The organism is Stappia sp. ES.058 (assembly GCF_900105595.1).
Lineage (GTDB): Bacteria > Pseudomonadota > Alphaproteobacteria > Rhizobiales > Stappiaceae > Stappia.
Genome location: NZ_LT629784.1, coordinates 1,075,293 through 1,098,471 on the forward strand (window position 1 = coordinate 1,075,293; position 23,179 = coordinate 1,098,471).

Here is a 23,179-nt window from a genome sequence, read left to right on the forward strand (position 1 = left end):
GCGGTGAGCAGTTGAAATCTGGGTCCGGACAGGGCACGAGAGCGCAAGCTCTTCCCGCGCGCCTCGTCCGCGCGCTTGTCCCAGGATCACGGAAACGCTCATGAACACCGGTCTGTCTCGCCCCAAGGACCAGATCCGCTGGTTGCTGCTTGAGGGCATCAGCCCGTCCGCGACCACCGTACTGGCCGCGTCCGGCTACACCAATGTCCAGCGCCACAAGACGGCACTCGACAAGGAGGCCCTGAAGGAGGCGCTTCAAGGCGTCCATATTCTCGGTATTCGCTCGCGCACCCAGGTCGATGCGGAGATCCTGGAAGCGGCGCAGACCCTTGTCGCCGTGGGGTGTTTCTCCGTCGGCACAAATCAGGTCGATCTGGTGAGCGCGAATCGGCGCGGCATCACGGTCTTCAACGCACCGTTTTCCAACACGCGCAGCGTTGCGGAATTGACCGTGGCGGAAATCGTCATGCTGGTGCGCGGCACATTCCAGAAGTCGATGGCCGCGCACAATGGCCGGTGGTTGAAAAGCGCGGCCGGCAGCAACGAAGTGCGCGGCAAGACGCTCGGCATCGTCGGCTACGGCAACATCGGCTCGCAGCTCTCAATGCTGGCCGAGGCGATGGGCATGCGGGTGATCTATTTCGATCAGACCGACAAGCTGCGTCACGGCAATGTCGAACCGACAGCGACGCTGAACGACCTGTTGGCGGTCTCGGACGTGGTCTCCCTCCATCTGCCGCAGACGCCGGAAACACGCGGCATGATCGGCCGCGCCGAAATCGCCGCCATGAAAAAGGGCGCCTATCTGATCAACAACGCGCGCGGCACCGTGCTTGATATCGACGCGCTGGCCGATGCGCTGAAATCGGGGCATCTCGCCGGCGCTGCGGTCGATGTTTTCCCGAGCGAGCCGAAGTCGAACGACGAGGAGTTCGTCTCGCCGCTGCGCGGTTTGGACAATGTGATCCTGACGCCGCATGTCGGCGGATCGACGGAAGAGGCGCAAGAACGCATCGGCGAGGAAGTCGCCCGCCGGCTGGTGGAATATTCCGACGTCGGCTCGACCATCGGTGCTGTGAACTTCCCCCAGGTGCAGCTGCCCAAGGGGACCGAGAACACCCGCTTCATCCAGGTCCAGCGCAATGCGCCCGGCGAACTCGGCAAGCTCAACGACCTCTTCGCCAGATGGAAGGTCAACATCGCCGCGCAGCATTATCAAACCGATGGCGAAGTCGGTTACGTCGTGCTCGATGCCGACGGGCCGGTCGACAACGCGGTGACCCTGCTTGAGGAAATCCGCAAGCTCTCGGGCACGATCCGCGCGCGGCTTCTCAACCGGGTGTAGGGCGCAAGCGAGCGGGCTCTTGACCGCATTCGCCGTCGCCCCATCCTGACGTTTCGAAATCACGCCCCCGGGGCGGCTCAAGGAGACGGTCGCGATGGATCTCAATGCGGAATTCGAACGGCCTGCCGCCGTGCATGCGGGCGAGCTGGAATGGCGGGCGTCGCCGATGCCCGGCGTCAGCCGGCGCATGCTCGACCGCATCGGCGACGAGGTCGCCCGCGCCACCTCCATCGTGCGCTACGATGCGGAAAGCGCCTTTTCCGCGCATACCCATGGCGGTGGCGAGGAGTTCTTCGTGCTGGAAGGGGTGTTTCAGGACGAGCACGGCGATTATCCGGCCGGCACTTATGTGCGCAATCCGCCGGGATCGAGCCATACGCCCGCCTCCAGGGACGGCTGCGTCATCTTCGTCAAGCTCTGGCAGTTCGACCCCGCCGACCGGAGCCATGTGATCGTCGACACCAGCAAGGCCTCACCGGTCCCGCATCGCGACCGGCCCGGTGTCTCCGTCCTGCCGCTGTTTGCCGATGGCCGCGAGGACGTGCGCCTGGAATTCTGGGAGCCGAATGCGCACGTCGATCTCGCGGTCGAAGGCGGCGCGGAACTCCTCGTGCTTGCAGGCAGCCTGCGTCACGGCGACGAGGTCTTTGGCCGGGACGGGTGGCTCCGCCTGCCGGTGGGCGCAAGGCTCGATGCAACGGCCGGCGCGCAAGGCGCGCGCGTCTTCGTCAAGACCGGCCACCTGCGCGACGTCCGCGCGCCCGCGACCGGCTGAGCGCCTTTTACGCCCTACTGCCGGATTGCTTCCAGATCGATGCGGATCGGCACCTCATCGCCGACCAGCCCGTTTTCCACCGCATAGGTCATACCGAACTCGGACCGCTTCAGCGTGGTTCGCGCGCTGATGCCGACCACAAAGGTGTCGCCGAAGGGGTAGGGTCCGACCTTGTTCAAGGTGACGTCGAGCGTCACCGGGCGGGTCACGCCGCGAATCGTGAGATCTCCGGTCACCGTGCCGCTGCGCGGTGTCTCTTCCGCGTTTGAGGTCATCACGAAGGTGATGTCGGGATGCGTTTCGGCTGAAAGAAAGTCGTCTGAGCGCAAATGCTCGTCGCGGCGCTCGTGATTGGAAAACACGCTGCCGGCGGGAATGGTGACCGAAAGATCGGAAAGCGCGCGCGTGTCCTCGTCGAAGGTGAAGGAGCCTTTGCCTTTGAGGAACATGCCCCAGGTCGGCGCGTAACCGATGTGCTCGGCATTGAAAACAATGGAAAAATGGGCCGGATCGATTTTGAAGTCGCGCGGCTCGGCGGCCGCCGGTGACGCGAATGAGACGCCGAGCGCAACAAGACCCGACAGTGCTGTAAGTGTGAGACGACGCATTCTGTCCTCCCTGTGGTGTGACGCGGCCCCCTGCCGTTGTCGGCGAAAAGCCGCATGAACCATCATATAGGAGCCATGGCGCCGTCTGGGGAGGGGGCAGCCGGTCTGTCAGTCGTTCCAGAGCCAGGCGGCGCCGCGCACGCCGGAGCTGTCGCCGTGTTTCGCCTTTCGGATCGGAACGGAATACTGGTCGGAGAAGATATAGGGGGCCATCAGGTCGGGAAGGCGTAAATAGAGTTCGTCCACATTCGACATGCCGCCGCCCAGCACGAAGACATCCGGGTCCAGGATATTCGCGACCATCGCCATCGCCCGGGCCAGCCGCGAGATGTAGCGCTCCAGCGCGGCCTTTGCCTCTTGCTCTCCGGCGCGGGCGCGGGCGACGATTTCATGCCCGGTCGCCGCGGTGCCGGTCACGCGCTCATAGTCCCACTGAAACCCGGTGCCGGAGCACATCCGGTCGATGGTTCCGCGATGGCCGGTCCAGCAATCGGGACCGGGAAATTCGTCCTCCGTCATCCAGGGCACGGGAATGTTGCCCCATTCCCCGCCGATGCCGTTGGCGCCGCGATGGGCCACCCCGTCGATGGCGATGCCCGAGCCGCATCCGGTCCCGACGATGATCGCATGCACGATATGCCGGCCGGCGCCCGCGCCGTCCGTTGCTTCCGAAACGGCCAGGCAGTTGGCGTCGTTTTGAATGCGCACCGGCCGGCCGAGGGTGGCTTCGAGGTCGCGGTCGAGCGGTTGTCCGTTCATCCAGGTGGAATTGGCGTTCTTGACGAGCCCGGTCGCCGGCGACAGCGATCCCGGGATGCCGAGCCCTACGCTGCCGGTCTCGCCGGTTGCGGCTTCGGCTGCCTCCACCAGGGCGGCGACCGCACCGATACAGCCATGATAGTCGTCACGCGGTGTGGTGACCCGCTGGCGAAAGCGCTCCGTGCCCGCGCCGTCGAGGGCGATGGCCTCCATCTTGGTGCCGCCCCAGTCGATCCCGATCCTGAGCCGGCGCGAAGTCTCCTGCATCATGGTGTCTGCTCGTCTTCCTGTTGCTCGGCGTCCCTCGCCCTGCGTGCAGCCAGTGCCGTCTTGAGGTCGGGGGCTGCGGCAACCAGCATGCGCGTATAGGGGTGTCGGGGATGGTCGAAGACGCGCGCCGTGCGCCCGCGCTCCACAATCTTTCCGCCGTTCATCACCATCACCTCGTCGGTGATCGCACGCACCACGCTCAAATCATGCGAGATGAAGAGATAGGCGAGGCCGAGCCTGGCGCGCAAGCCGGCCAGCAGGTCGAGGACCTGCGCGCGGATCGAGACATCGAGCGCGGAGACCGGCTCGTCGGCGATGATCAGGCGCGGTCGTGTGACGAGTGCACGGGCGATGGCGATGCGTTGGCGTTGCCCGCCGGAAAACTCGTGCGGGTATTTCCCGGCGTCATCGGGCGAAAGCCCCACCTCGCTCAGGGCTTGCATGACGCGGTCGCGCTTTTCATTCGCCCCGATTTCTCCGCGCAACAGATGCAGCGGTTCCGCCACCACCCGGCCGATGCGATGGCGCGGATTGAAACTGCCGTAGGGGTCCTGAAACACCACCTGCACGGCGCGGTGCACGGCCTCGCGGGCATCGCCGCGCGCGGAAAACGGATCGCGTCCCAGGATCGTCAGCGTGCCGCTGTCCGGGGCCTCGAGCGCCAGCAGGCTGCGCGCCAGCGTGGACTTGCCACAACCCGATTCCCCGACGAGGCCGATGCTCTGGCCGGCGCGAATGTCAAAGCTCACGCCCTTGACGGCGGTCAGCCGGCGCGGCTTTTCGAAGAAGCGTTTGCGCGGCTGCGGGTAGCTGCGAACGATGTCGCGAACGCTCAGGAGCAATTCGTCGGAGGCAGCCCGGCCCGGACGGATCGGCCGCCGGGCACGGATCGGCACATGGTTGGACGCGGCCATCAGCGCCCTGGAATAGGGATGCGTGAGATTGGCGAAGAGTGGCCCGGTCTGTCCCGCTTCCACGATTTCGCCGTCGCGCATGATCGCGACACGCTCCGCCATCTGCGCCACCACGGCGAGATCGTGGCTGATCAGCAGGCAGCCCATGCGGTTTTCGTCGACGATCTCCTGGATCAGCGCGAGGATCTGCGCCTGGATGGTGACATCGAGTGCGGTCGTCGGTTCGTCCGCGATCAAGAGGTCGGGGCGGCAGGCGATCGCCATCGCGATCACCACGCGCTGGCGTTGTCCCCCGGAGAGCTGATGCGGATAGCGCTCACCGGTGACGCGCGCGCGCGTCAGGCCCACCCGGTCGAGTAGGTCCGCCGCGCGTTCCGCCGCAACCGCACGGGACGTGCGCATATGCCAGAGAACCCCTTCGGCGATCTGGTCGCCAATCGTCTTGACCGGGTTCAGCGCGGTCATCGGCTCCTGGAACACCATGCCGATGCGCCGGCCGCGCAAGCGGCACATCTCGGCTTCGCGCATCTGCAGAAGGTCGCGACCGTCGAGCAGAAGGCGTCCATCGGGCTCTGCGCCATGAGGCAGAAGGCCCATTGCGGCCAGCGCCGTCATCGATTTTCCGGAACCGCTTTCGCCGACGAGGCCAAGCGTCTCGCCGGCACGGATGTCGAAGCTGACGCCTTTCAGGATCTGTTTTCCGTGAATGCCGACCGTGAGGTCCCGCGCCTGAAACAGCATCTCAGTTCACCCGCCGTTTCAGCCGCGGATCCAGCAGGTCGCGCAAACCGTCCCCGAGCAGGTTGAGCCCGATCACGGTGACGACGATCGCGAGCCCCGGATAGAGCGCAAGAGTCGGCGCCAGCATCATCATCGTCTGCGCCTCGTTCAGCATCCGTCCCCAGGAGGCCAGCGGCGGCTGCGCGCCAAGGCCGACATAGGACAGCCCGGCTTCGGCCAGGATGCCGAGCGAGAACTGGATGGTGCCCTGCACGATCAGGAGGTTGGCGATATTGGGCAGGATGTGTTCGACGATAATACGGATCTCGCCCTTGCCCGACACCCGAGCCGCCAGCACGAACTCGCGCGACTTGGTGGCGAGCGCGCCGCCGCGCGCCACCCGGGCGAAAACGGGAATGTTGAAGATGCCGATGGCGATGATCGCATTCACCGCGCCGGCGCCGAACAACGCGGTGATCATGACAGCCGACAGAAGTGCGGGAAAGGCAAAGACGAGATCGTTGAAGCGCATCAGTGCCTCGTCGAGCCAGCCGCCACGTGCGGCGGCGATCAATCCGAGGGGCACGCCGAGGCATACGCCGATCCCCACCGCCACCAGCGCTACGGCGATGGATGTGCGCGCGCCGACCATCAGCATCGACAGCATGTCGCGGCCGTATTGATCCGTGCCGAGCGGATGCGCCAGGGACGATCCCTTCAGCCGGTCGGCGACGGAGAGCGCGTCGATCGCATAGGGGGTCCACACCAGCGAGACGAGGGCCGCCACCAGCACCAGCGTGACGATGGCGCCGCCGGCGAGCAGCGTGCGGTGGCGCAAAAGCAGAAAGACCAGTGGCAGGGCGGGCGGGGTCTGGCTCACGGGTTCACCGCTTCCTCAGGCGCGGATCGGTCACCGCATAGGCCATGTCGACGAGGAAGGTCACCACAATGACCGTTGCGACCAGAAGCACGACGACGCTCTTCACCACGATCAGGTCGCGCTGGGTGATCGCCTGAAAGATCAGCCGCCCCAAGCCCGGCAGATAGAAGACGTTCTCGATGATGATCGTGCCGGCGATCAGGAAGGAGAACTGCAGGCCGAGGATCGTCAGAACGGGAATGAAGGCGTTGCGCACCGCATGGCGCCACAGGGTCGCGTGACGGGTCAGTCCCTTGGCGCGCGCGGTGCGCACATAGTCCTCATGCAGCGCGTCGATCAGCGCGGAGCGCATGACGCGCGCAAGGATGGCCGCCTGCGGCAGGGCGAGTGCGATGGCCGGAAGCACCAGCGCCTGCAACGCCGGAAAGACGCCTGCCTCCCAGCCCGGAAAGCCACCGGAGGGCGCGATCCTCAGCATGACCGCAAAGACGTAGACCAGCAGCATGGCGAACCAGAAATTGGGGATGGCGATGCCGACCTGCGTCAACGCCATGATGCCGCTGTCCTGCCAGCCGCCGCGGTGGCGCGCGGCATGGACGCCGACGGGTATGGCGATCACGGTGGAAAGCGCCAGCGCGATCAGCGCCAGCGGCAGGGACACGACGGCGCGATCCGCGACCAGTTCGGAGACCGGTACGGAATAGGTGTAGGACGTGCCGAGATCCCCGGTCGCAAAGCCGCCGATCCAGGCGAGGTAGCGGATCCAGGCCGGCTGGTCGAGGCCGAGCTCTTCGCGCAGCGCGGCGAGCGTGTCGTCCTGCGCGTTCAGCCCGAGCATCAGCTGCGCAGGATCGCCCGGCAGGATCTCCAGCACCACGAATACCAGAAGCGTCGCGACGAGAAGCGTCGCAGCGAGGCTGGCGAAACGTTTGGCGGCATAGACCAGCATCGGGTCTCCGGCGGGAATCTCTCAAGCGTGTCTTGAGGCTATAGAGGAAGGGAGACCCGGGGAAGGGGGGAGGTTGATGCGTAATCTGAATTTAGCGCTCGCATTTGCTGAGGGGTCTTCCTGATGAATTTGAAACATCTTGGTCCAAAAAAACAATAATGTTCACGAAACCAACTACGTGGTCGGGTTCTGCGCGGGATGACGTTGCCCCGGTTAGACTCAGGATTTCCTCGATGATCTGGAGTAGCCCCCATGAAGTGGTCCACCGAGGGTGATAGGTTATCCCGCATTTAGGAGGACCAAAGAATGGCTGGAAAGCGAGACAAGCCCGAGGAGATCGTATCAAAGCTGCGCCAGGTTGAGGTGCTGCAGGGTCAAGGCATGATGATTGCGGATGCCCTGCGCCAGATCGCTACGACCCAACAGACCTACTACAGGTGGCGCAAGCAATATGGCGGCATGAAACGTGATCAGCTCAAGCGGCTGAAGGAGCTGAAGAAAGAGAACCAGCAGCTGCGTCGAGCGGTTTCGGATCTCACCCTGGACAAGTTGATCCTGACAGAAGCTGCGCGGGGAAACTTCGGAGCCCTTCGCGTCGGCGCAAATGCATCGATCATGTGCGGCAGAGTTTTAGCATATCTGAACGCCGGGCCTGCCGTATCCTGGGACAGCATCGTTCCACGCAACGCAAGGTTCCGCGTGGCCGGCCGGATGAAGAACAGCTGACCGAAGACATCATCGAACTCGCCCGCCAATATGGACGCTACGGGTTGAGGTGGTCCCGGGTCTGCTCAACTTGTCCGGCTGGCATGTGAACCACAAGCGGGTCGAACGCATCTGGAAACGCGAAGGGCTGAAGGTTCCACCGAAACATCCGAAGAAGGGCCGGCTTTGGCTCAATGACGGTTCCTGTATCCGGCTCAGACCGGAACGACCGAACCATGTCTGGTCCTACGACTTCGTGCAGGATCGCACCCATGACGGGCGGGCTTATCGAACGCTGAACATCATCGACGAGTTCAGCAAGGAGGCCTTGATGATCCAGGTCGATCGCAAGCTCAACTCGATCGACGTGGTCGATGCCCTCACCGATCTCTTCATCCTGCGTGGCCCGCCCGAGTTCATCCGCTTGGACAATGGCCCGGAGTTCATCGCCAAGAAGGTTCGCGGCCGGATCGTGGCCGTCGGCGCCAAGACCGCATATATCGAGCCCGGATCACCATGGGAAAACGGATACATCGAAAGCTTCAACGCCAGGTTCCGCGACCAACTGTTCAATGACGAGATCTTCTATTTCCTGAAGGAAGCCCGCATCATCATCGAGGAATGGCGGCGACACTACAACACCGTCAGGCCACATAGCGTCTTGGGATACTGTCCACCCGCACCGGAAAGCATCGTCCACATGGACCGACAGCCGACCATGCAATAACATTCAACCCGAACCACCCTTTGGGGGCTCTCCAATGCCGTGCTTCCCATATTCGATGTACGCTTGGGTTTCATGAACTTAGCACAGCGAAATCTGAGAACTCTTTCTGCTGAACCATGCCAATCAATAATTTGCTTTTCCGGAAACGCTCCCGCTCTTCAACCAAGCCTCTCAGCGATTGCCTCTGCGAAGTTCATCCAGCAACCGCTCCGCTGAAACTGCTTCCTGCTCTGTGAAACCTCGTACTTCAAATCGTCCAATCTGGTAGAGCTCCATCACAAGCACAAATGGACGACGAATTTCACGACATGCCCCAAGTGACAATAGTGCAGCCAACGCGAACAGAGCAATTGTTGCTCTTGGCGCATTGCTCGCTGCAACGGCACTGACGCTCATACAGATCAAAATCGCAATACCAAAGCCTATTAACTCTGATGAAATGCGTTTCTCCACATGCGCAAAAACGACAGAGCTTCCTTTTAATACTCTACCGCCGAGGATCAATAGATCTTCTGTTATGTCGAAATCTTCTTTTCGGATGTGTTGTTTCATTTTATTTAATCAGGATAAGTTATGAATATCATTGGCCTGAAGTTGAGGAAGCTCAAATCGGCGATGTTCAGCAGACTTGGAAAAGACCGATTGATCAGGTACACTATCGGATCACCGATACAAATGATGAGTGATCCGATGAAGTTGAACCATAAACCAAGGAGCGGCATGATCGCGCCGAAAATCATTCCTACGAATTGAAGAAGCAGCGCCAGCGGAAGCGCCGCTACAGCCCAGATAAATGGCCAAGCAATCACCGTGCCCCCGGGTGCAGCGGTCTGGCCGAACGATAAAATAATTGCCCAGACCAAACCAGCAAAAAAACCTCGAGCCGCTGTCAACTTCAGTGTTGAACCCCAATGCACCCGACCAAGATCAGAAAATGTGAAATCGCTCATGTTCGCCGCCCTCTATAAGCCATTTTAGTTTTTTAAAGATATGATAGCTAATAACACCAACCCGACCGCATCACTGAAATCCAAAGTGCGATATGCGAATTTTTACTTCTGCTTTGATTTCCTTCGAAATAGAGAATTTCGCCGATTCAAATCTAATTAATTCATCAATTCTATTCCTCTGTTTCGGAGAAATTTATAATTTTTAGTTGGGAGATTTCAATACTCGAACAATATCAAGCTCCTAAATATGAATTGTCACGTGAAAATATTTTTCTTACTCGTAGAAATAAATAAGTACCATCGCTTCATATCGGCAGAATGCAATAATAAAAGCTAGACGCCATTCTTCAGAGCAAGGACTTGGATAACGCTCTTCGCATCATCTTCATCGATCCCCAGCTTGCGTCTGAGGGATTCGATGAGTTGCTCCTCTGCGCTTTCGACTTGACCATCTGCCAATACAAAATCGACGGCTAGGGCGAAAACCGTGCCACTCAGATTGGGTGGCACATGTGAAGCCGCTTTTTCGGCAAGCGTTTCCCAACCATTTTTTCTCAGGATTGAGAACTGCGCATCGATCATTTTGCGGAAGTCATGAGGCGCCTGGCTAGAGAAAATAGCATGCCGGTTCACGACGAAGTTGAACGCATCGACTTCCTCATCGGAAATGTCGCCGTCGCTCGCAACGACACTTAGTAGCACGCCGCTAACCGCCTCATGGATGTTGAAGTCCTTTTCGAGTGGGCTCTTTCCTCCCAAGTTACCGAACAGTCCCATTTGAAATATTCCTTTTGCGCTGAGACTTTGCTGCTACCTAGGATAGATATTACAGCATGTTTTCCAGGCAATTGCAACTTGCAGATCGTAGGTTCGAGTGCGATCCCGTAACTGTCGCGAGGTGTGTGAAACATCTCTGAAATGCCCTCTTAATCTTCATGCGTGCAAGGCGGCGCCGGGCGCATTAGTCTCGGCCTCCCGGGTCGTTCCCTGCTCACCGCTCGGGCGGGCGGGCGAAACGCACCCATTGACGCAACAAGAAACTCCCCGGGAGGATACATGAACATCTGGAGCAAGCTGGCCATTGCCGCCTCGGCGCTGGCGCTTCTGCCGCTGTCGGCCGCCGCCGAAACCCGCATCACCTACAAGTCCGCCTCCGCCGGCTCGTCCTACTACCAGATGGGCGTGCAGATCGCGGAAGCCATCAAGGCCGGTACGGACGGCGACATCATCGTCACCCTGGAAGAAAGCCAGGGCTCGGTGCAGAACGTCATGGAAGCGGCCGTGCGTCCGGGCAATTACGTCTTCACCACGCCGCCGGTTCTCGTTTCGCTCGCCAAGGGCGGCAAGGCGATGTTCGAGGGCAAGGAGAACGCGAAATTCGCCGACATCCGCGCGCTCTTTCCGATCCCCTCGCTGACCATGCATTTCGTCGTGCGCGACGACGCGGGCGTCGAGACCTTCGCCGATCTCGCCGGCAAGACCATCCTGCTCGGCAAGGGCAGTTTCGGCGCGCGCGAGGGCGAGAAATATCTCGACCTTTTCGGGCTGAAGGACAAGGTGACGCTCGCCGACGTGGAACTGTCGAACGCCGGCCCCGCGCTCAAGAACGGCCAGATCGACGGCTTCGTCACCGCCGGCTCCTGGCCTGCTCCGAATGTGATCGAGGCGGCCGCCGGAACGGGCGTCTCGATCCTGTCGCTGACGGACGAGCAGATCGCCGAGACCAAGCGCACCAAGCTGGTGATTCCGGCCGGAACCTACGCCGGGCAGGGCGAGGACATCGTGACAACGTCGCTTCCCGTCGTCGCCTTCACGACCGCGGCAATGGATGACGACACCGCCTACGAGTTGACCAAGACCTTCTGGGAGCAGAAGGACAGGATGGGTGCCGATGCGCCCTGGTGGAACGGCGTGTCGGAAGCGCTTCTCGCCAACATCACCGGCAAGATCCACCCCGGCGCTCAGCGTTACTATGCCGAGCGCGGCGTCGAGCTGAGCGACGCGCAGAAGTAAGCGCTTGCGCCTTGCGCGCCGTGCCGATAGGCGAATTGACGGCCCGGGCTTTGTTGTCCGGGCCGTTTGCGTCTTCTTCCCCGTCTTCGCGCCGGCCCGGAGCGCCGGTGCGTCGCCCGTCTTTCAGGGATTGATCTCATGTCCGTTTCCGCACGTCTGTTCTGGGCGGCGCTCGGCGCGGTGTCCATCGCGTTTCACCTGGGGCTGGTGTTCTCGGGCCTGGTGCCGAACCTCGTCAGCCGGCCAGTGCACATGGCGCTCGCGCTCCCCTTCGTGTTGGTGCTGATGGCGAAGACGCCGGCGCAGCGGACCTCGGGTGCGGCGATTGCGGCGCTCGGGATTGCGGCCTGCCTTTGGGTCGCTTTCAGGGCTGATGCGCTTGGCGATCAATACGGCTACCTCGCCGACCCGTTCCAGATGGCGGTGGCGCTGACATTGCTCGCCGTGGTGCTGGAGATGGCGCGCCGCGCCATTGGCTGGCCGCTGCCGCTGGTTGCGGCCATCGCGCTTGCCTATGCGGTCTGGGGCGCGGCGATCCCCGGCGAGTTCGGCCATCCCGGCCTGCCGATGTCGAGCCTCTTCGGCACGCTGACGATTGCCGAGGGCGGCATCTGGGGCAAGCTCACCGGCGTGTCGGTCAATGTGGTGGCGATCTTCGTGATCTTCGGCGCGATCCTGAACGCCGGCGAGGCGGGACAGGGCTTCATGAATGTCGCGGCCGCCGCCGCCGGACGCCTGCGCGGCGGCGCCGCCAAGGTCTCGGTGCTCTCCTCCGCGCTGTTCGGGTCGATCTCCGGCTCGGCCTCCGCCAATGTCGCCTCCACCGGCGCGATCACGCTTCCCGCCATGACGCGGCTCGGCTATCCGCGCGCGCTCGCCGGCGCGGTCGAGGCGGTGGCCTCCTCCGGCGGGCAGATCATGCCGCCGCTGATGGGGGCGGGCGCCTTCGTCATGGTGGAACTGACCGGCACGCCCTATGCCGACATCGTCATGGCGGCACTGCTTCCGGCTTTCCTCTATTTCTTCGCCGTATGGATCGGCATCAACGCCTTTTCCCTGCGCCATCCGCTCAAGGGGCTGGCCGTGGAGGACCGGCCGTCGATCCGCGCCGTGCTCATCACCTCGGCGTTTTTTCTGGTGCCCTTCACGGTGCTCCTGTGGGGCATGTTCGTCATCAATGTGACGCCGCAGTATGCCGCCTCGCTCGCCATTCTCGCCGGGGCGGTGCTGCTGGCGCTGGACGCCAATCTCACGCTCGACTGGAAACGCACGCTGCATCGGCTGGAAGAGGCCTGCATCAACGGCGGCAAGCAGATCGGCATGATCGCCGCGATCATCCTGTGCGCCTCGATCATCATCGGCGTGCTCGGCATGACCGGGCTCGGCGTGAAGATCACCTCGCTCATTCTCTCCGGTTCCGGCGGGTACCTGTGGCCGGCGCTGCTTCTGACCGCGATTGCCTGTCTGGTGCTCGGCATGGAGGTGCCGACGACGGCGGCCTATGTCATCTGCGTCTCGGTCGCCGGACCCGCGCTGATCGCGCTCGGACTTGCGCCGCTGCAGGCGCATCTCTTCGTCTTCTGGTACGCGCTCTTGTCGACCATCACGCCCCCGGTTTGCGGCGCGGTCTTCATCGCCGCCGGCATGGTCGGGGAGAACTGGCTGAAGGTCGCTCTTGCCGCGATGGCGCTCGGCCTTGGGCTTTACCTCGTGCCGCTCGGAATGATCGCCAATCCGGCGCTGATCGCGCTCGCCGATACCCCGGCCGCGGCTCTTCTCGCCGCCCTCAAGGCGGGCGCGGGGCTGGGCGCGATTTCCTTCGGCGTCATCGCACCGCTCAACCCGTTGCTGCGCGCCGGTCTTGTCGCCGGCGGCGGGCTGCTGCTCTTCGTGTGAGGGGCAGTGACGCTTAGACACGCTCACCTTGCCGATCTCGCGTCGTGCACGGTCCCCGGACCAACGCATCGCCGTCACTTAGGACAAGGGACGGCGCGAGCCGGAGCTCATTGGCGCCCTCGGCAGGGGCGGGGTGCGGTGCGGTCGGAGATGCAGAGCCTTATTGCAGCGTCCGAGCGCGCTGCAATGTGGATTGGATCCCCGATCAAGTCGGGGATGACGATGGAGAACAGGGCGGTCTAGGTGGAACCCGCTGCCTATTATGACTTTTCAGCCGTTGCAGGTGGGAACAGTCGCAACATATCTCAGCCGTCATCCCCGACTTGATCGGGGATCCATTGGCGCCCTTAGCGGATGTGGAACGCGTTGCCGCTGGTCAGTCCGGCCTGCGGACGCCGCGTCTGCCGCGATATGAAGCAGTCCCTGGCCGCACAAACCAAGGGAGCGGAGGCTTCTCGCCCCCGCTCTCTGATCGCTCGTCATGCAGGCCGGGCGCCGTCTACTGCCAGGAAACGCCCGTCAGGTCGTTCGCCTGGATCGGGGCGTTGACCCAAAGCCCCTTGAGGCCCGAAGCCCACACGCCCGCCTTGGCAAGCTGGAACAGATAGGCGTTCACCGCATCCTCGGTGATGATCCTCTGCGCCTCGCCCATCAGCGCATAGCGCTCATTCGTATCGGAGGCGATTTCAAGTTTTGCCATCGTCTCGTCGAAACGGGGGCTGTCGTACTGGAAGTAATAGTCCTTGCGCCCGTAGATACCGATGTCCATCGGTTCGGTGTGCGAGACGATGGTGAAGTCGAAGTCCTTGCCCTTGAACACCTCCGACAACCACTGCGCCCATTCCAGCGGCACGATTTCAAGTTCGACGCCGATCTTCTTCAGATCCGAGGCGATCAGCTCGCCGCCGCGCCGCGCGTAGACCGGGGGCGGCAGCTTGATCGTCGCGGTGAAACCGTCCGGATAGCCCGCCTCGGCCAGCAGCGCCTTCGCCTTGTCGAGATCGAGCGGATAGGTGTCGGTGAGATCGACATAGGCGGGGTGATGCGGCGCGAAATGCGTGCCGATCGGCGTGCCGATGCCGAACATCGCCCCGTCGATGATCGCCTGGCGGTCGATGGCATGCGAGATCGCCCGGCGCACGCGCACGTCGGCAAGCGGTCCGGCCTTGTTGTTCATTGCCAGAATGGTTTCGCCCTCGGTCGTGCCGACGGCAACGGTAAAGCGCGGGTCGACCTCCAGCATCGGCAGGTTTTCCGGCGCCAGGAAGATCGGGAAGGCGTCGACGTCGCCGGCGAGCAGCGAGGCAAGTGCTGCGCCCGGATCGGCGATGATCTTGAAGGTCGCCTTTTCCAGCGCCACCGGATCGCCCCAATAGGCATCGTTGCGCACGATCTCGACGTTGTCGCCCTGGGCCCAGTTGGAGAAGCGGAACGGACCGGTGCCGACGGGCTTCGTCTTGTTGGTCTCCGCGCTTTCCGGCGCCACCATCGCGGCGTCGCCCCAGCCGAGGTTGAACAGGAAGCCGCCGTTCGGCTTGGCGAGCGTTATCCTGACAGTTGCGGGATCGACGACCTCGATGCTTTCGATGCCGGCGAAAAGCGGTTTCTGCGCGTTGGTGCTGTCTTCGGCGCGGGCGCGATCGAGCGAGAATTTTACGTCCTCGGCATCGAATGCCGTGCCGTCGTGGAAGGTCACGCCCTCCTGCAGCGAAAACGTATAGGCCAGCCCGTCCTCGGAGATTTCCCAGCTCCTGGCGAGCCAGGGCTGGACGGCGCCGTTCCTGTCGATCCGGGTCAGGCCCTCGAAAATGTTGGCATAGGTCACTTCGTCGATGGCCGCGGCAGCACCCGCCGTCGGGTCGAGATGCGGCGGCTCCAGCCGTACGCCGAGCACCAGGTCTGTGCGCGCCGCTTGCGCGGGGGCCGGGCCGAAGGCTGTGGCCGCGCCGATCATGAGGCTGGCTGCTAGGACTGTGCGCCGGTTGAAGAATACCATCATCAAAAAGTCTCCCATTTTCTTCCGTACTCTAGCGCCCGGCTGTCAGGAGCGCCACGGTCGCCTGCGCCATCACCTTGGCGCTGTCGACCATGTCGTCGATGCCGACGAATTCGTCCGGCCGGTGCGCCATGTCGAGAATGCCCGGACCATAGGCGATGCAATCGTGCAGATGGCCGATGCGGGCGATGTGCTTCTGGTCGTAGGTGCCCGGCGAGATCACGTAGTCGGGCGCTTTCGACAGGACATCGCGAATGCCGTCGGCGACCGCGCGCACCACCGGAGCCTCCCGGTCGGTCATCGTCGGGATCACCTCCATGAGGTCGCGGATCCGGTAGTCGAATTTGTCCCGCGTGCGGGCCAGGTCGTCGAGAATGTCCATCACCTCGCCCTTCACCTCCTCCAGGCTTTCCTCGATCAGGTAGCGCCGGTCGATCACCATGCGGCAACTGTCGGGAACGCAAGGGGAGGGCAGGCCGTCGAACCCCTCCGGCTGGCCGCCATGCATGGAATTGATGTTGAGCGTGGAGGAGCGCGCGCCCTCCGGCACCACCGGCATTTCGGTGTGTTTTCCGGCAAGCTTCGGGTAAAGATCGCGCTCGAAGCGCTCCAGCACGGCGCCCATGTGGCGCACGGCGCAATCACCCAAAAACGGCATGGAACCATGGGCGATGGAGCCGCGCGTCTCGATTTCCGCCCACCACACGCCGCGATGACCGAGGCAGATGCGGTCCTTGTTGAGCGGTTCGGGAATGATCACGTGATCGACGCGCGGTTTGGAGAACAGGCCTTTCGAGGCCAGATAGGCGACCCCGCCGTAACCGCCGGACTCCTCGTCGACCGTGCCGGAGATCTCGATGGCGCCGGGAAACTCCGGCATCGCCTCGATGAGCGCTTCCACCGCGATGATGGAGGCGGCGAGCCCGCCCTTCATATCGCAGGCGCCGCGCCCATAAACCTTGCCGTCGCGCACGATGCCGGCGAAGGGATCGACGCTCCAGCCGTGGCCGGTCTCGACCACGTCGATATGGGAATTGAAGTGAACGCAGGGACCGGGGCGCCCTCCCTCGATGCGCGCGACGACATTTGTACGGGGATAGCGGGCGCTGTCGCCGGGGGTGTCCTCGCCGCGCATGTAGACCACCTGGAAACCGCGCCGCGCCAGCCGGTTGCCGATGAACTCCGCGCAGGGCGTATAGGCTTCGCCCGGCGGATTGACGGTGGGAATGCGGATCAGGTCCTGTGTCAGCCGCACAAGCTCGTCGCGCTTGTCGTCGACGCGCCTAAAAAGCGCCTCCAGCATGTGACCTCCCGTGATAGGACAGAGCCAGGCGACCACGAACTTGCGCCGGGTGTCCATGCGCATCGTGCACCACCGCGCGGCGGCTTTCCAGCGGGCAGACAGCGTTTTGCGGATTGAAGGGCGGGACGTGCCGAAGACGGCTTGGGACAAGACCGAAGACGCGACGTCAGGCGGGGCCGGGGCGATCCCGCCGGAAGACGACAGCGGCCGCCAGGCGCTTCTCCGCCTGCATCGACGCCAGACGGGCCGTCGGGTCCTGATGCTCGTTGGCGTGCTTGTGGCGGTCGGGCTCGCCGTCGCGGTAGCCCGGATCATTGTGGGCGATGCGCCTGCGCCGCCTCCGTCAAAGGAGATCGCGCAGGATCTGCCCGCCGATGCCCTTGCGGGCCTGCCGGACGGGACGCGGGCGCGGCTGTTGCGCGACACGATCGACCGGCCCGCCGTCTTCAAGCGCGTTTACGGCGGCCATCCGGCCGATCTCTGCACGGCGATCTTGGAACTCGGCGTGCCGATGTCCGACTGGAAACCGGATCCCTTCGTCGCCGGCTTCTGGTACTGCGCGAGCGAGCTTGTCGTTCTCGGACGCACGGCGCCGGACGGCCGCCGGGCGACGCTCTTCGTCAACCTGCGCGGCCAGAGCGAGATCTCGTTGAACACGGTGCGCATCAAGCTGAACGCCGAGAATCCGGAAACCGTGAGTCAGGCGCGCGCCTCTTTGGTCAGGGTGCTGGAGGCGGTCGGCGCGCGCTACGGCTGGCCATGGCCGGAGGGTGTGCGGCAGGCGGTTTTAGACAACCGCGCGGCGAGTTTCGAGCAATACGGGATGACGGTCACCATCCTGCCGGAGGACCCGGATCTGACCGGGGACCTGCCCGGCGTCGTGCGGGTCAATGTCATCGTCGAGTTTCCCGTCGTCGATCTTGTTGCCCCTGCGGAGATCTTCGCGCCCTTCGCCTGGGAGGTGGAAAGGGCGAGTAAGCGCAAGCGCAACCGGCCGGTCGGCGGCGCGGATTCGCAGACGCGCGACACGCGGGGCGTCAGCGGCCAGGCAGCGGAATGAACTCCTCCGCGTCGCCCGGGACCGTGTCGAAGCGCATTTGTTTCCAGTCTTCCTTGGCCTGATCGATGCGTTCCTTCGACGAAGAGACGAAGTTCCACCAGATGTGACGGGGTCCGTCCATCGGCTCGCCGCCGAGGATCAGGAAGCGCGCCGGTCCTTTCGCCGTCACGGTGATGGCGTCGCCCGGCTTGAAGACCAGAAGCTGGCCCTGGTCGAAGGTGTCGCCGGCGATCTCGACCGTGCCGTCCACTGTGTAGATCGCGCGCTCCTCGTGGGTGGCATCGACCGGCAGGCGGCGGCCGTCCTCCAGCGTGACGTCGGCGTAGATCGTCTCCGAGGCTGTTTTTACCGGCGACCGCGCGCCATAGATTTCGCCGGCAATCACGCGAACCGTTGCGCCTGCATCGGTGAGCATAGGCAGGTCGGCCTTGCCGACATGCTCGAAGGCCGGCGTGGTTTCCTCGACATGTTTGGGCAGGGCCACCCAGCTCTGGATGCCGAAGAGCTTGCGCGCCTTCATCTTCTGTTCCGGGTCCTCGCGCTCGGAATGCACGATGCCGGCGCCGGCCGTCATCCAGTTGAGGTCGCCCGGGCGGATCGGCAGGTCGGAGCCCAGGCTGTCGCGGTGATGGATCTCGCCGTCGAACAGATAGGTGACGGTCGCCAGACCGATATGGGGGTGCGGACGCACGTCGATGCCGCCGGAGTGGAGAAACTCGGCCGGGCCCATCTGGTCGAAGAAGATGAAGGGGCCGATCATCTGGCGTTTGGGCGAGGGCAGCGCCCGGCGCACCTCGAAGCCGCCGAGATCGCGGGCGCGCGGCACGATAATCGTGTCGATCATGTCGCAGGACGTGGCGTCGCCGGGTGTCGGGTCGAGATCGGGCATCCAGGTCATCGGCATCTCCTCCGCAAGCGGTCCGTGCAGGCGCGATGGAGCGCCTCTCCGCCAGGAGAATAGCCGATTGCGTCGCGCGTTCCAGACTCCGAACCGAAGACGGATCGTGCCGCGACCGTGAACAATAGGCGCAAGATCGGCGAATATCGTTCATGGCACCTGCGCAGTGACAACATCCGCGCGCCTTGGGCCCGGTATGCCGTTTACCCGGGCTGGCCGTCTACACCGTGCCGCCGAGCTCCGTGCCGAGGTCCTGGAGTTCCTTGCCGCCGGCCATCAGGTTCTGCAGTTCGTCTATGGTGATTTCGTCCTTGGTGTGGGTGCCGAGCGTCTTGCCGCGGTTGAGCACGGTGAAGCGGTTTCCGACCGCGAAGGCATGACGCACGTTGTGGGTGATGAAGATCACCCCCAGCCCCTTGGTGCGCACCTGGTTGATGTATTTCAGCACCATGGACGTCTGCGCGACGCCGAGCGCCGACGTCGGCTCGTCCAGGATCAGCACTTTGGCGCCGAAATAGACCGCGCGCGCAATGGCGACGCATTGGCGCTCGCCGCCGGACAATGTGCCCACCGCCTGTTGTGGATCGCGCACGTCGATGCCGATGCGACGCATTTCCTCGCGCGTGACCGTGTCGGCATGGGCCATGTCCATGTGGCGGAAGGGCGGAAATCCCTTCAGCGGCTCCCGGCCCATAAAGAAATTGCGGGTGATCGACATCAGCGGGATCATCGCCAGGTCCTGATAGACCGTGGCGATTCCGGCATCGAGCGCTGCACGCGGGCTCTGGAAGGAAACCGGGCGGTTTTCGACATGAAACGTCCCGGATGTCGGCGCATGGACGCCGGACAGCGTCTTGATCAGCGTCGACTTGCCCGCGCCATTGTCGCCGAGCAGGCACAGGACCTCGCCCGGATGAACCTTGATCGAAACGCCGCCGAGCGCGATGACGGAGCCGAAGTGCTTGACGAGATCGCGCACCTCGATGAGCGGAGTGGTGGATGATGCTGTCATGGCCTCAGCGCTCCCCCGTCGCCCGCTTTCGGATGAAGTTGTTGAACAGGACCGCGAGCAGCAGCATGCCGCCGAGGAACACCAGATACCAGTCCTGGTCGATGTTGGTGTAGGTCAGGCCGATCAGCACCATGCCGAAGATGATCGCGCCCAGGAACGCGCCGATGGCCGAGCCGTAGCCGCCGGTCAGAAGACAGCCGCCGATGACGGCTGCGATGATCGCCTCGAATTCCTTCTGGAAGCCGCGGCGCGCATCAGTGGACCCGGCATCCAGAACCGTGAGGATCGCGACCAGTGCCGCGCACATCGCGGTCGTCATGAAGAGGATCGTTTTCACGCGACGCACCGGCACGCCGGAATTGCGGGCCGCATTGGCGTCACCCCCGGCGGCGAAGATCCAGTTTCCGAATTTGGTCCGCAACAAGACCCAGGTGGCGACCAGGGCGATCCCGGTGAACCAGAGAATCTCGACGGGCATGCCGGTGACCTTGGGCGTGCCGTTTCGGAAGGTGTCGATCCAGCCGTTTTCGGCCATCACCGCAAACAGGCCTTCGAACGCCTCGCCGGAGAAAAGCTCCAGGACCGGACTTCCGTCGGCTGCTTCCTTGACACCGCGAAGCTGGGTGGCGCCGTCGGTCGCCCATTTTAGTCCGACGAGGGTCAGTCCGCGCAGGATGAACAGGAACGCAAGCGTCACGATAAAGGAGGGCAGGCCGGTGCCCAGGACGATCTGGCCGTTCATCGCGCCGATCCCGCCGGCAAAGATCAGCGTTGCGACGATGGCGACGATCAGTGGCATCTCCCAGGTGACGAGGACGGTGCCGAAGGCCAGTCCGGCAAAGGCGACCATCGAGCCGACCGAGAGATCGAACTCGCCGCCGACCATCAGCAGGGCGGCGCCAATCGCCAGAATTCCGAGTTGCGCCGCGGGCGCCATGAAGTTCATGACGCCGGCGAGCGTGAACATCGCCGGATTGGCGACAGCCATGAAAAACGCGGTCACCAGAACGAGCCCCGCCAGCGCGCCAAGCTCCGGGCGCCGCAACAACCGGGTCATCAGGGTGGTCTGCTTGAGCCGTTCGTCCGGCTGCGCCGGCGTGGCGGGCCCGGCGTCTGCATCGCTCATTTCTTGGCCTCGCAAGCCTGTGTCGCGGGGCGGCTGCAGGTCGCGCCGGCGCGCCGCGATCGGAAACGAAAACGGGCGGGGGCACGGCGCATGGCCGCGCCCCCGTACGGTCATCCGGTCAGCGGATGCCCTTGGCCGAGAGGTCGACGACCTGGGCTGCCTTGTCCTTGGTGATCAGGTTCGGTCCCGACGGTACGTTGCCGCCCGGCATCAGGCCGTAGCGGGCGTGATTGGCGAGGAACACCACCGGAAGGTAGCCCTGCAGATACTGCTGCTGGTCGATGGCGAAGGCCGCTTCTCCGTCGGCGACCGCCTGCAGGAAGTTTGCCGACAGGTCGAAGGTCGCGACGTTGATGTCGTTGATCATGCCGCTGTCCTTCACGGCCTGTACGACCGGCTCGCCGGCGAGCGATGCGCCGAGCGCCATGATGGTGTCGATGTCGCCGTCGGAGGCGATGGCCGCCTTGACCTTCGAGAGGATCTCGCCCGGATCGTTGGTCGTTGGCAGTGTGGTCACCGACCCGCCGAAGCCGTCGGCGAACCCTTCGCAACGCTGGTCGAGCGACACGTTGCCGACTTCGTGGTTGACGCAAAGGCCTTTCTTGCCCCCCATCGCGGCCAGTTCCTCGCCGGCCTTCTTGCCGGCGTCATACTCTTCCTGACCGACGTGAAGCGCAGCGCCCAGAGACGCCGAAACGTCGGAACCGGAGTTCATGGAAATCACGGGAATGCCGGCGGAAACCGCCTTTCGGATGGAATCGCCGAGCGCGTCCGCATCCGGAATCGAGACGATCAGGCCGTGCGGCTCCTGATTGACGGCGGCATCGATGAGCTGTGCCATCGCAACCATGTCGAAGGTTTCCGGCGCGCGGTAGTCAACCGTGACACCCATGTCGGTGCCGGCCTGTGCCACACCGTTCTTGACGACCGACCAGAACGGATCGGATGCCTGGCCGTGGCTGACGACAATGATATTGATGTCTTCAGCCGATGCCGGTGCGACAGGCGCAACAGCTGTCAGTCCCACCACGGCGGCAGCCGACAGCAAGCGAGTGAACAAGCGTTTCATGTTGTTTCCTCCCAGTTTCCCCGAAGCGGGGATCCCGTTGAACGGGATTTCAGGCAAATTTTTGTGCGGCGTTTCTGTTCGGCCAGTGTCCGCGCAGCAAAATGCTGCGTCGGACAGGTGATCCTGCAAGCTCCCAAACATTGCAGGTTCACCACCGATATGAAGTCACCGGAATGCCGTATTCCAAAAAACAGCATATGGAATTTTTATTCCATTTTCGCTACGGCAGTGTCAAGCTGAAACCGAAACAGCCGGAGCCGGAAGGGGCTCGGGACGCGCGGTTTTGCGCATCTTCCCAAGATCGGCGATTGTGCATCGGCAAATGCGGACAGGAGAGGAAAACGGAATGAGCGACGTGCAGGAGGCCCCGCGGGACTACGACAGCTTGCGTGCGCTTCTGATCGCCCGCCGGCCTGGCATGCCCAAGCGCCTTGCGCAGGTCGCGGCCTTCGCAGTCGATCGTCCCGACGACGTGACCTTCGGAACGGTTGCGGTGATCGCGGAGCAGGCAGGCGTCCAGCCCTCGACGCTGGTTCGCTTTGCGCAAGCGCTCGGCTACCAGGGATTTTCGGAGTTTCAGGATGTCTTTCGCGCAAGGCTGCGCGAGCGCTGGCCGGATTACGACGAACGGCTGGAAGCGTTGCGGCGGCGGTCGGGCGAAAGCCGTAACGCGCATGCGCTTTTCGGCGATTTTGTCGATACGGCGGTCGCGTCGCTCTTGAGGCTGCGCAACTCGATTTCCGGCGACACGATGGAAGAGGCGGCCAAACTGATGGCCGATGCAAGAGTGATCTATCTGGTCGGCCAGCGGCGTGCGTTTCCCGTCAGTGCCTATATGTCCTATGCGCTCGCCAAGCTCGGCATGCCGGCGGTCCTGGTGGACAATCTCGCCTCGCTCGGGCCGGAGCAGGTCGGCGCAGCCGGATCGAATGACCTGCTGATCGCCGTGAGTTTCACGCCCTACACCTCGCTCACTGTGGATGTGGCGAATGCGGCGGCGGAGCGCGGCGTGCCGGTGCTGGCGCTGACCGATTCCCCGTTTTCGCCCCTGATCCAGTCGGCGCGCGCCGTGATCGAGGTGGTCGAGGCCGACCTCGGCGCGTTCCGCTCGCTGTCCGGCACACTGTGCCTTGCCATGGCGCTGTGCGTGGCGGCCGCCGAATTGCGACGCGACCGGGAGGGCGGCGACGGCTGACGCCGTCGC

At 63.4% G+C, this 23,179-nt stretch carries 20 protein-coding genes and 1 pseudogene; 7 read left to right on the forward strand and 14 right to left on the reverse strand.

Annotation, left to right across the window (positions count from 1 at the left end):
* The first annotated feature begins 100 nt into the window (after nucleotides 1-100).
* Nucleotides 101-1,345, forward strand: a complete 1,245-nt coding sequence (gene serA / locus BLU32_RS05085; RefSeq protein ID WP_093805276.1) for a phosphoglycerate dehydrogenase — start codon at nucleotides 101-103, stop codon at nucleotides 1,343-1,345.
* 94 nt (nucleotides 1,346-1,439) lie between these two features.
* Entirely contained in the window at nucleotides 1,440-2,120 is a 681-nt protein-coding gene (locus BLU32_RS05090) for a cupin domain-containing protein (protein WP_093805277.1), read from the forward strand.
* 14 nt (nucleotides 2,121-2,134) lie between these two features.
* Here BLU32_RS05090 and BLU32_RS05095 read toward each other — a convergent pair whose 3' ends face one another.
* The 5 genes from BLU32_RS05095 to BLU32_RS05115 all read right to left on the reverse strand — a co-directional run bounded on the left by BLU32_RS05095 (nucleotide 2,135) and on the right by BLU32_RS05115 (nucleotide 7,220).
* Nucleotides 2,135-2,728, reverse strand: coding sequence for a YceI family protein (locus tag BLU32_RS05095; RefSeq protein ID WP_093805278.1), 594 nt, complete (start codon nucleotides 2,726-2,728; stop codon nucleotides 2,135-2,137).
* A 108-nt stretch (nucleotides 2,729-2,836) separates the two neighbouring features.
* Nucleotides 2,837-3,757 (reverse strand): ROK family protein, encoded by a 921-nt coding sequence (locus BLU32_RS05100; protein ID WP_244501796.1) that lies wholly within the window; start codon nucleotides 3,755-3,757, stop codon nucleotides 2,837-2,839.
* A complete protein-coding gene (locus BLU32_RS05105; protein ID WP_093805279.1) occupies nucleotides 3,754-5,412 on the reverse strand; it encodes an ABC transporter ATP-binding protein in 1,659 nt (552 codons plus the stop codon). Before BLU32_RS05105 ends, BLU32_RS05100 begins: the two co-directional genes overlap by 4 nt.
* A 1-nt stretch (nucleotide 5,413) precedes the next feature.
* A complete protein-coding gene (locus BLU32_RS05110; RefSeq protein WP_093810619.1) occupies nucleotides 5,414-6,229 on the reverse strand; it encodes an ABC transporter permease in 816 nt (271 codons plus the stop codon).
* Nucleotides 6,230-6,275: 46 nt separating this feature from the next.
* Nucleotides 6,276-7,220, reverse strand: coding sequence for an ABC transporter permease (locus BLU32_RS05115; protein WP_093805280.1), 945 nt, complete (start codon nucleotides 7,218-7,220; stop codon nucleotides 6,276-6,278).
* A 306-nt stretch (nucleotides 7,221-7,526) separates the two neighbouring features.
* Between BLU32_RS05115 and BLU32_RS05120 the strand changes: the two are divergent.
* Nucleotides 7,527-8,652, forward strand: a pseudogene (locus tag BLU32_RS05120) (IS3 family transposase).
* A gap of 171 nt (nucleotides 8,653-8,823) precedes the next feature.
* On the opposite strand, the gene BLU32_RS21625 reads toward BLU32_RS05120, so the two are convergent.
* The 3 genes from BLU32_RS21625 to BLU32_RS05130 form a co-directional block, all read right to left on the reverse strand.
* Nucleotides 8,824-9,204: a hypothetical protein gene (locus tag BLU32_RS21625; protein ID WP_157727508.1), complete on the reverse strand. Its 381-nt coding sequence runs from the start codon at nucleotides 9,202-9,204 to the stop codon at nucleotides 8,824-8,826.
* A 5-nt stretch (nucleotides 9,205-9,209) separates the two neighbouring features.
* On the reverse strand, nucleotides 9,210-9,602 hold the full coding sequence (locus BLU32_RS05125) for a hypothetical protein (protein WP_157727509.1): 393 nt from the start codon (nucleotides 9,600-9,602) through the stop codon (nucleotides 9,210-9,212).
* 333 nt (nucleotides 9,603-9,935) lie between these two features.
* Complete coding sequence (locus tag BLU32_RS05130; protein ID WP_093805282.1) at nucleotides 9,936-10,379, reverse strand: tellurite resistance TerB family protein; 444 nt, start codon at nucleotides 10,377-10,379, stop codon at nucleotides 9,936-9,938.
* A 279-nt stretch (nucleotides 10,380-10,658) separates the two neighbouring features.
* Between BLU32_RS05130 and BLU32_RS05135 the strand changes: the two genes are divergently transcribed.
* Together BLU32_RS05135 and BLU32_RS05140 are read left to right on the forward strand one after the other, a co-directional pair.
* Nucleotides 10,659-11,615: a TAXI family TRAP transporter solute-binding subunit gene (locus tag BLU32_RS05135; RefSeq protein WP_093805283.1), complete on the forward strand. Its 957-nt coding sequence runs from the start codon at nucleotides 10,659-10,661 to the stop codon at nucleotides 11,613-11,615.
* A 138-nt stretch (nucleotides 11,616-11,753) separates the two neighbouring features.
* A complete protein-coding gene (locus BLU32_RS05140; RefSeq protein WP_093810621.1) occupies nucleotides 11,754-13,511 on the forward strand; it encodes a TRAP transporter fused permease subunit in 1,758 nt (585 codons plus the stop codon).
* 499 nt (nucleotides 13,512-14,010) lie between these two features.
* On the opposite strand, the gene BLU32_RS05145 is transcribed toward BLU32_RS05140, so the two are convergent.
* Together BLU32_RS05145 and BLU32_RS05150 are read right to left on the reverse strand one after the other, a co-directional pair.
* Entirely contained in the window at nucleotides 14,011-15,510 is a 1,500-nt protein-coding gene (locus BLU32_RS05145) for an ABC transporter substrate-binding protein (protein WP_093810623.1), read from the reverse strand.
* Between the two features lie 28 nt (nucleotides 15,511-15,538).
* Nucleotides 15,539-16,810 carry an acetylornithine deacetylase/succinyl-diaminopimelate desuccinylase family protein gene (locus BLU32_RS05150; RefSeq protein ID WP_093810625.1) on the reverse strand — a complete coding sequence of 424 codons (1,272 nt, stop codon included), beginning with the start codon at nucleotides 16,808-16,810 and terminating at the stop codon, nucleotides 15,539-15,541.
* 127 nt (nucleotides 16,811-16,937) lie between these two features.
* Between BLU32_RS05150 and BLU32_RS05155 the strand changes: the two genes are divergently transcribed.
* Nucleotides 16,938-17,870: a DUF6030 family protein gene (locus BLU32_RS05155; protein WP_157727510.1), complete on the forward strand. Its 933-nt coding sequence runs from the start codon at nucleotides 16,938-16,940 to the stop codon at nucleotides 17,868-17,870.
* On the opposite strand, the gene BLU32_RS05160 is transcribed toward BLU32_RS05155, so the two are convergent.
* From BLU32_RS05160 to BLU32_RS05175, 4 genes are all read right to left on the reverse strand, one after another.
* A complete protein-coding gene (locus tag BLU32_RS05160; protein ID WP_093805285.1) occupies nucleotides 17,848-18,768 on the reverse strand; it encodes a pirin family protein in 921 nt (306 codons plus the stop codon). The genes BLU32_RS05155 and BLU32_RS05160 overlap by 23 nt on opposite strands.
* A 220-nt stretch (nucleotides 18,769-18,988) precedes the next feature.
* A complete protein-coding gene (locus BLU32_RS05165; RefSeq protein ID WP_093805286.1) occupies nucleotides 18,989-19,780 on the reverse strand; it encodes an ATP-binding cassette domain-containing protein in 792 nt (263 codons plus the stop codon).
* A gap of 4 nt (nucleotides 19,781-19,784) precedes the next feature.
* A complete protein-coding gene (locus BLU32_RS05170) occupies nucleotides 19,785-20,906 on the reverse strand; it encodes an ABC transporter permease (protein ID WP_093805287.1) in 1,122 nt (373 codons plus the stop codon).
* Nucleotides 20,907-21,024: 118 nt separating this feature from the next.
* Nucleotides 21,025-21,975, reverse strand: a complete 951-nt coding sequence (locus BLU32_RS05175; RefSeq protein ID WP_093805288.1) for a sugar ABC transporter substrate-binding protein — start codon at nucleotides 21,973-21,975, stop codon at nucleotides 21,025-21,027.
* 346 nt (nucleotides 21,976-22,321) lie between these two features.
* Between BLU32_RS05175 and BLU32_RS05180 the strand changes: the two genes are divergently transcribed.
* A complete protein-coding gene (locus tag BLU32_RS05180; protein WP_093805289.1) occupies nucleotides 22,322-23,170 on the forward strand; it encodes a MurR/RpiR family transcriptional regulator in 849 nt (282 codons plus the stop codon).
* Nucleotides 23,171-23,179: the final 9 nt, after the last annotated feature.

Coding starts and splice junctions, on each gene's coding strand:
- BLU32_RS05135 (WP_093805283.1), top strand. CDS start 10,659: ATGAACATCTGGAGCAAGCTGGCCATTGCCGCCTCGGCGCTGGCGCTT.
- BLU32_RS05175 (WP_093805288.1), bottom strand. CDS start 21,975: ATGAAACGCTTGTTCACTCGCTTGCTGTCGGCTGCCGCCGTGGTGGGA.
- BLU32_RS21625 (WP_157727508.1), bottom strand. CDS start 9,204: ATGAAACAACACATCCGAAAAGAAGATTTCGACATAACAGAAGATCTA.
- BLU32_RS05095 (WP_093805278.1), bottom strand. CDS start 2,728: ATGCGTCGTCTCACACTTACAGCACTGTCGGGTCTTGTTGCGCTCGGC.
- BLU32_RS05145 (WP_093810623.1), bottom strand. CDS start 15,510: ATGATGGTATTCTTCAACCGGCGCACAGTCCTAGCAGCCAGCCTCATG.
- serA (WP_093805276.1), top strand. CDS start 101: ATGAACACCGGTCTGTCTCGCCCCAAGGACCAGATCCGCTGGTTGCTG.
- BLU32_RS05165 (WP_093805286.1), bottom strand. CDS start 19,780: ATGACAGCATCATCCACCACTCCGCTCATCGAGGTGCGCGATCTCGTC.
- BLU32_RS05090 (WP_093805277.1), top strand. CDS start 1,440: ATGGATCTCAATGCGGAATTCGAACGGCCTGCCGCCGTGCATGCGGGC.
- BLU32_RS05100 (WP_244501796.1), bottom strand. CDS start 3,757: ATGATGCAGGAGACTTCGCGCCGGCTCAGGATCGGGATCGACTGGGGC.
- BLU32_RS05180 (WP_093805289.1), top strand. CDS start 22,322: ATGAGCGACGTGCAGGAGGCCCCGCGGGACTACGACAGCTTGCGTGCG.
- BLU32_RS05115 (WP_093805280.1), bottom strand. CDS start 7,220: ATGCTGGTCTATGCCGCCAAACGTTTCGCCAGCCTCGCTGCGACGCTT.
- BLU32_RS05170 (WP_093805287.1), bottom strand. CDS start 20,906: ATGAGCGATGCAGACGCCGGGCCCGCCACGCCGGCGCAGCCGGACGAA.
- BLU32_RS05130 (WP_093805282.1), bottom strand. CDS start 10,379: ATGGGACTGTTCGGTAACTTGGGAGGAAAGAGCCCACTCGAAAAGGAC.
- BLU32_RS05160 (WP_093805285.1), bottom strand. CDS start 18,768: ATGACCTGGATGCCCGATCTCGACCCGACACCCGGCGACGCCACGTCC.
- BLU32_RS05140 (WP_093810621.1), top strand. CDS start 11,754: ATGTCCGTTTCCGCACGTCTGTTCTGGGCGGCGCTCGGCGCGGTGTCC.
- BLU32_RS05125 (WP_157727509.1), bottom strand. CDS start 9,602: ATGAGCGATTTCACATTTTCTGATCTTGGTCGGGTGCATTGGGGTTCA.
- BLU32_RS05150 (WP_093810625.1), bottom strand. CDS start 16,810: ATGCTGGAGGCGCTTTTTAGGCGCGTCGACGACAAGCGCGACGAGCTT.
- BLU32_RS05105 (WP_093805279.1), bottom strand. CDS start 5,412: ATGCTGTTTCAGGCGCGGGACCTCACGGTCGGCATTCACGGAAAACAG.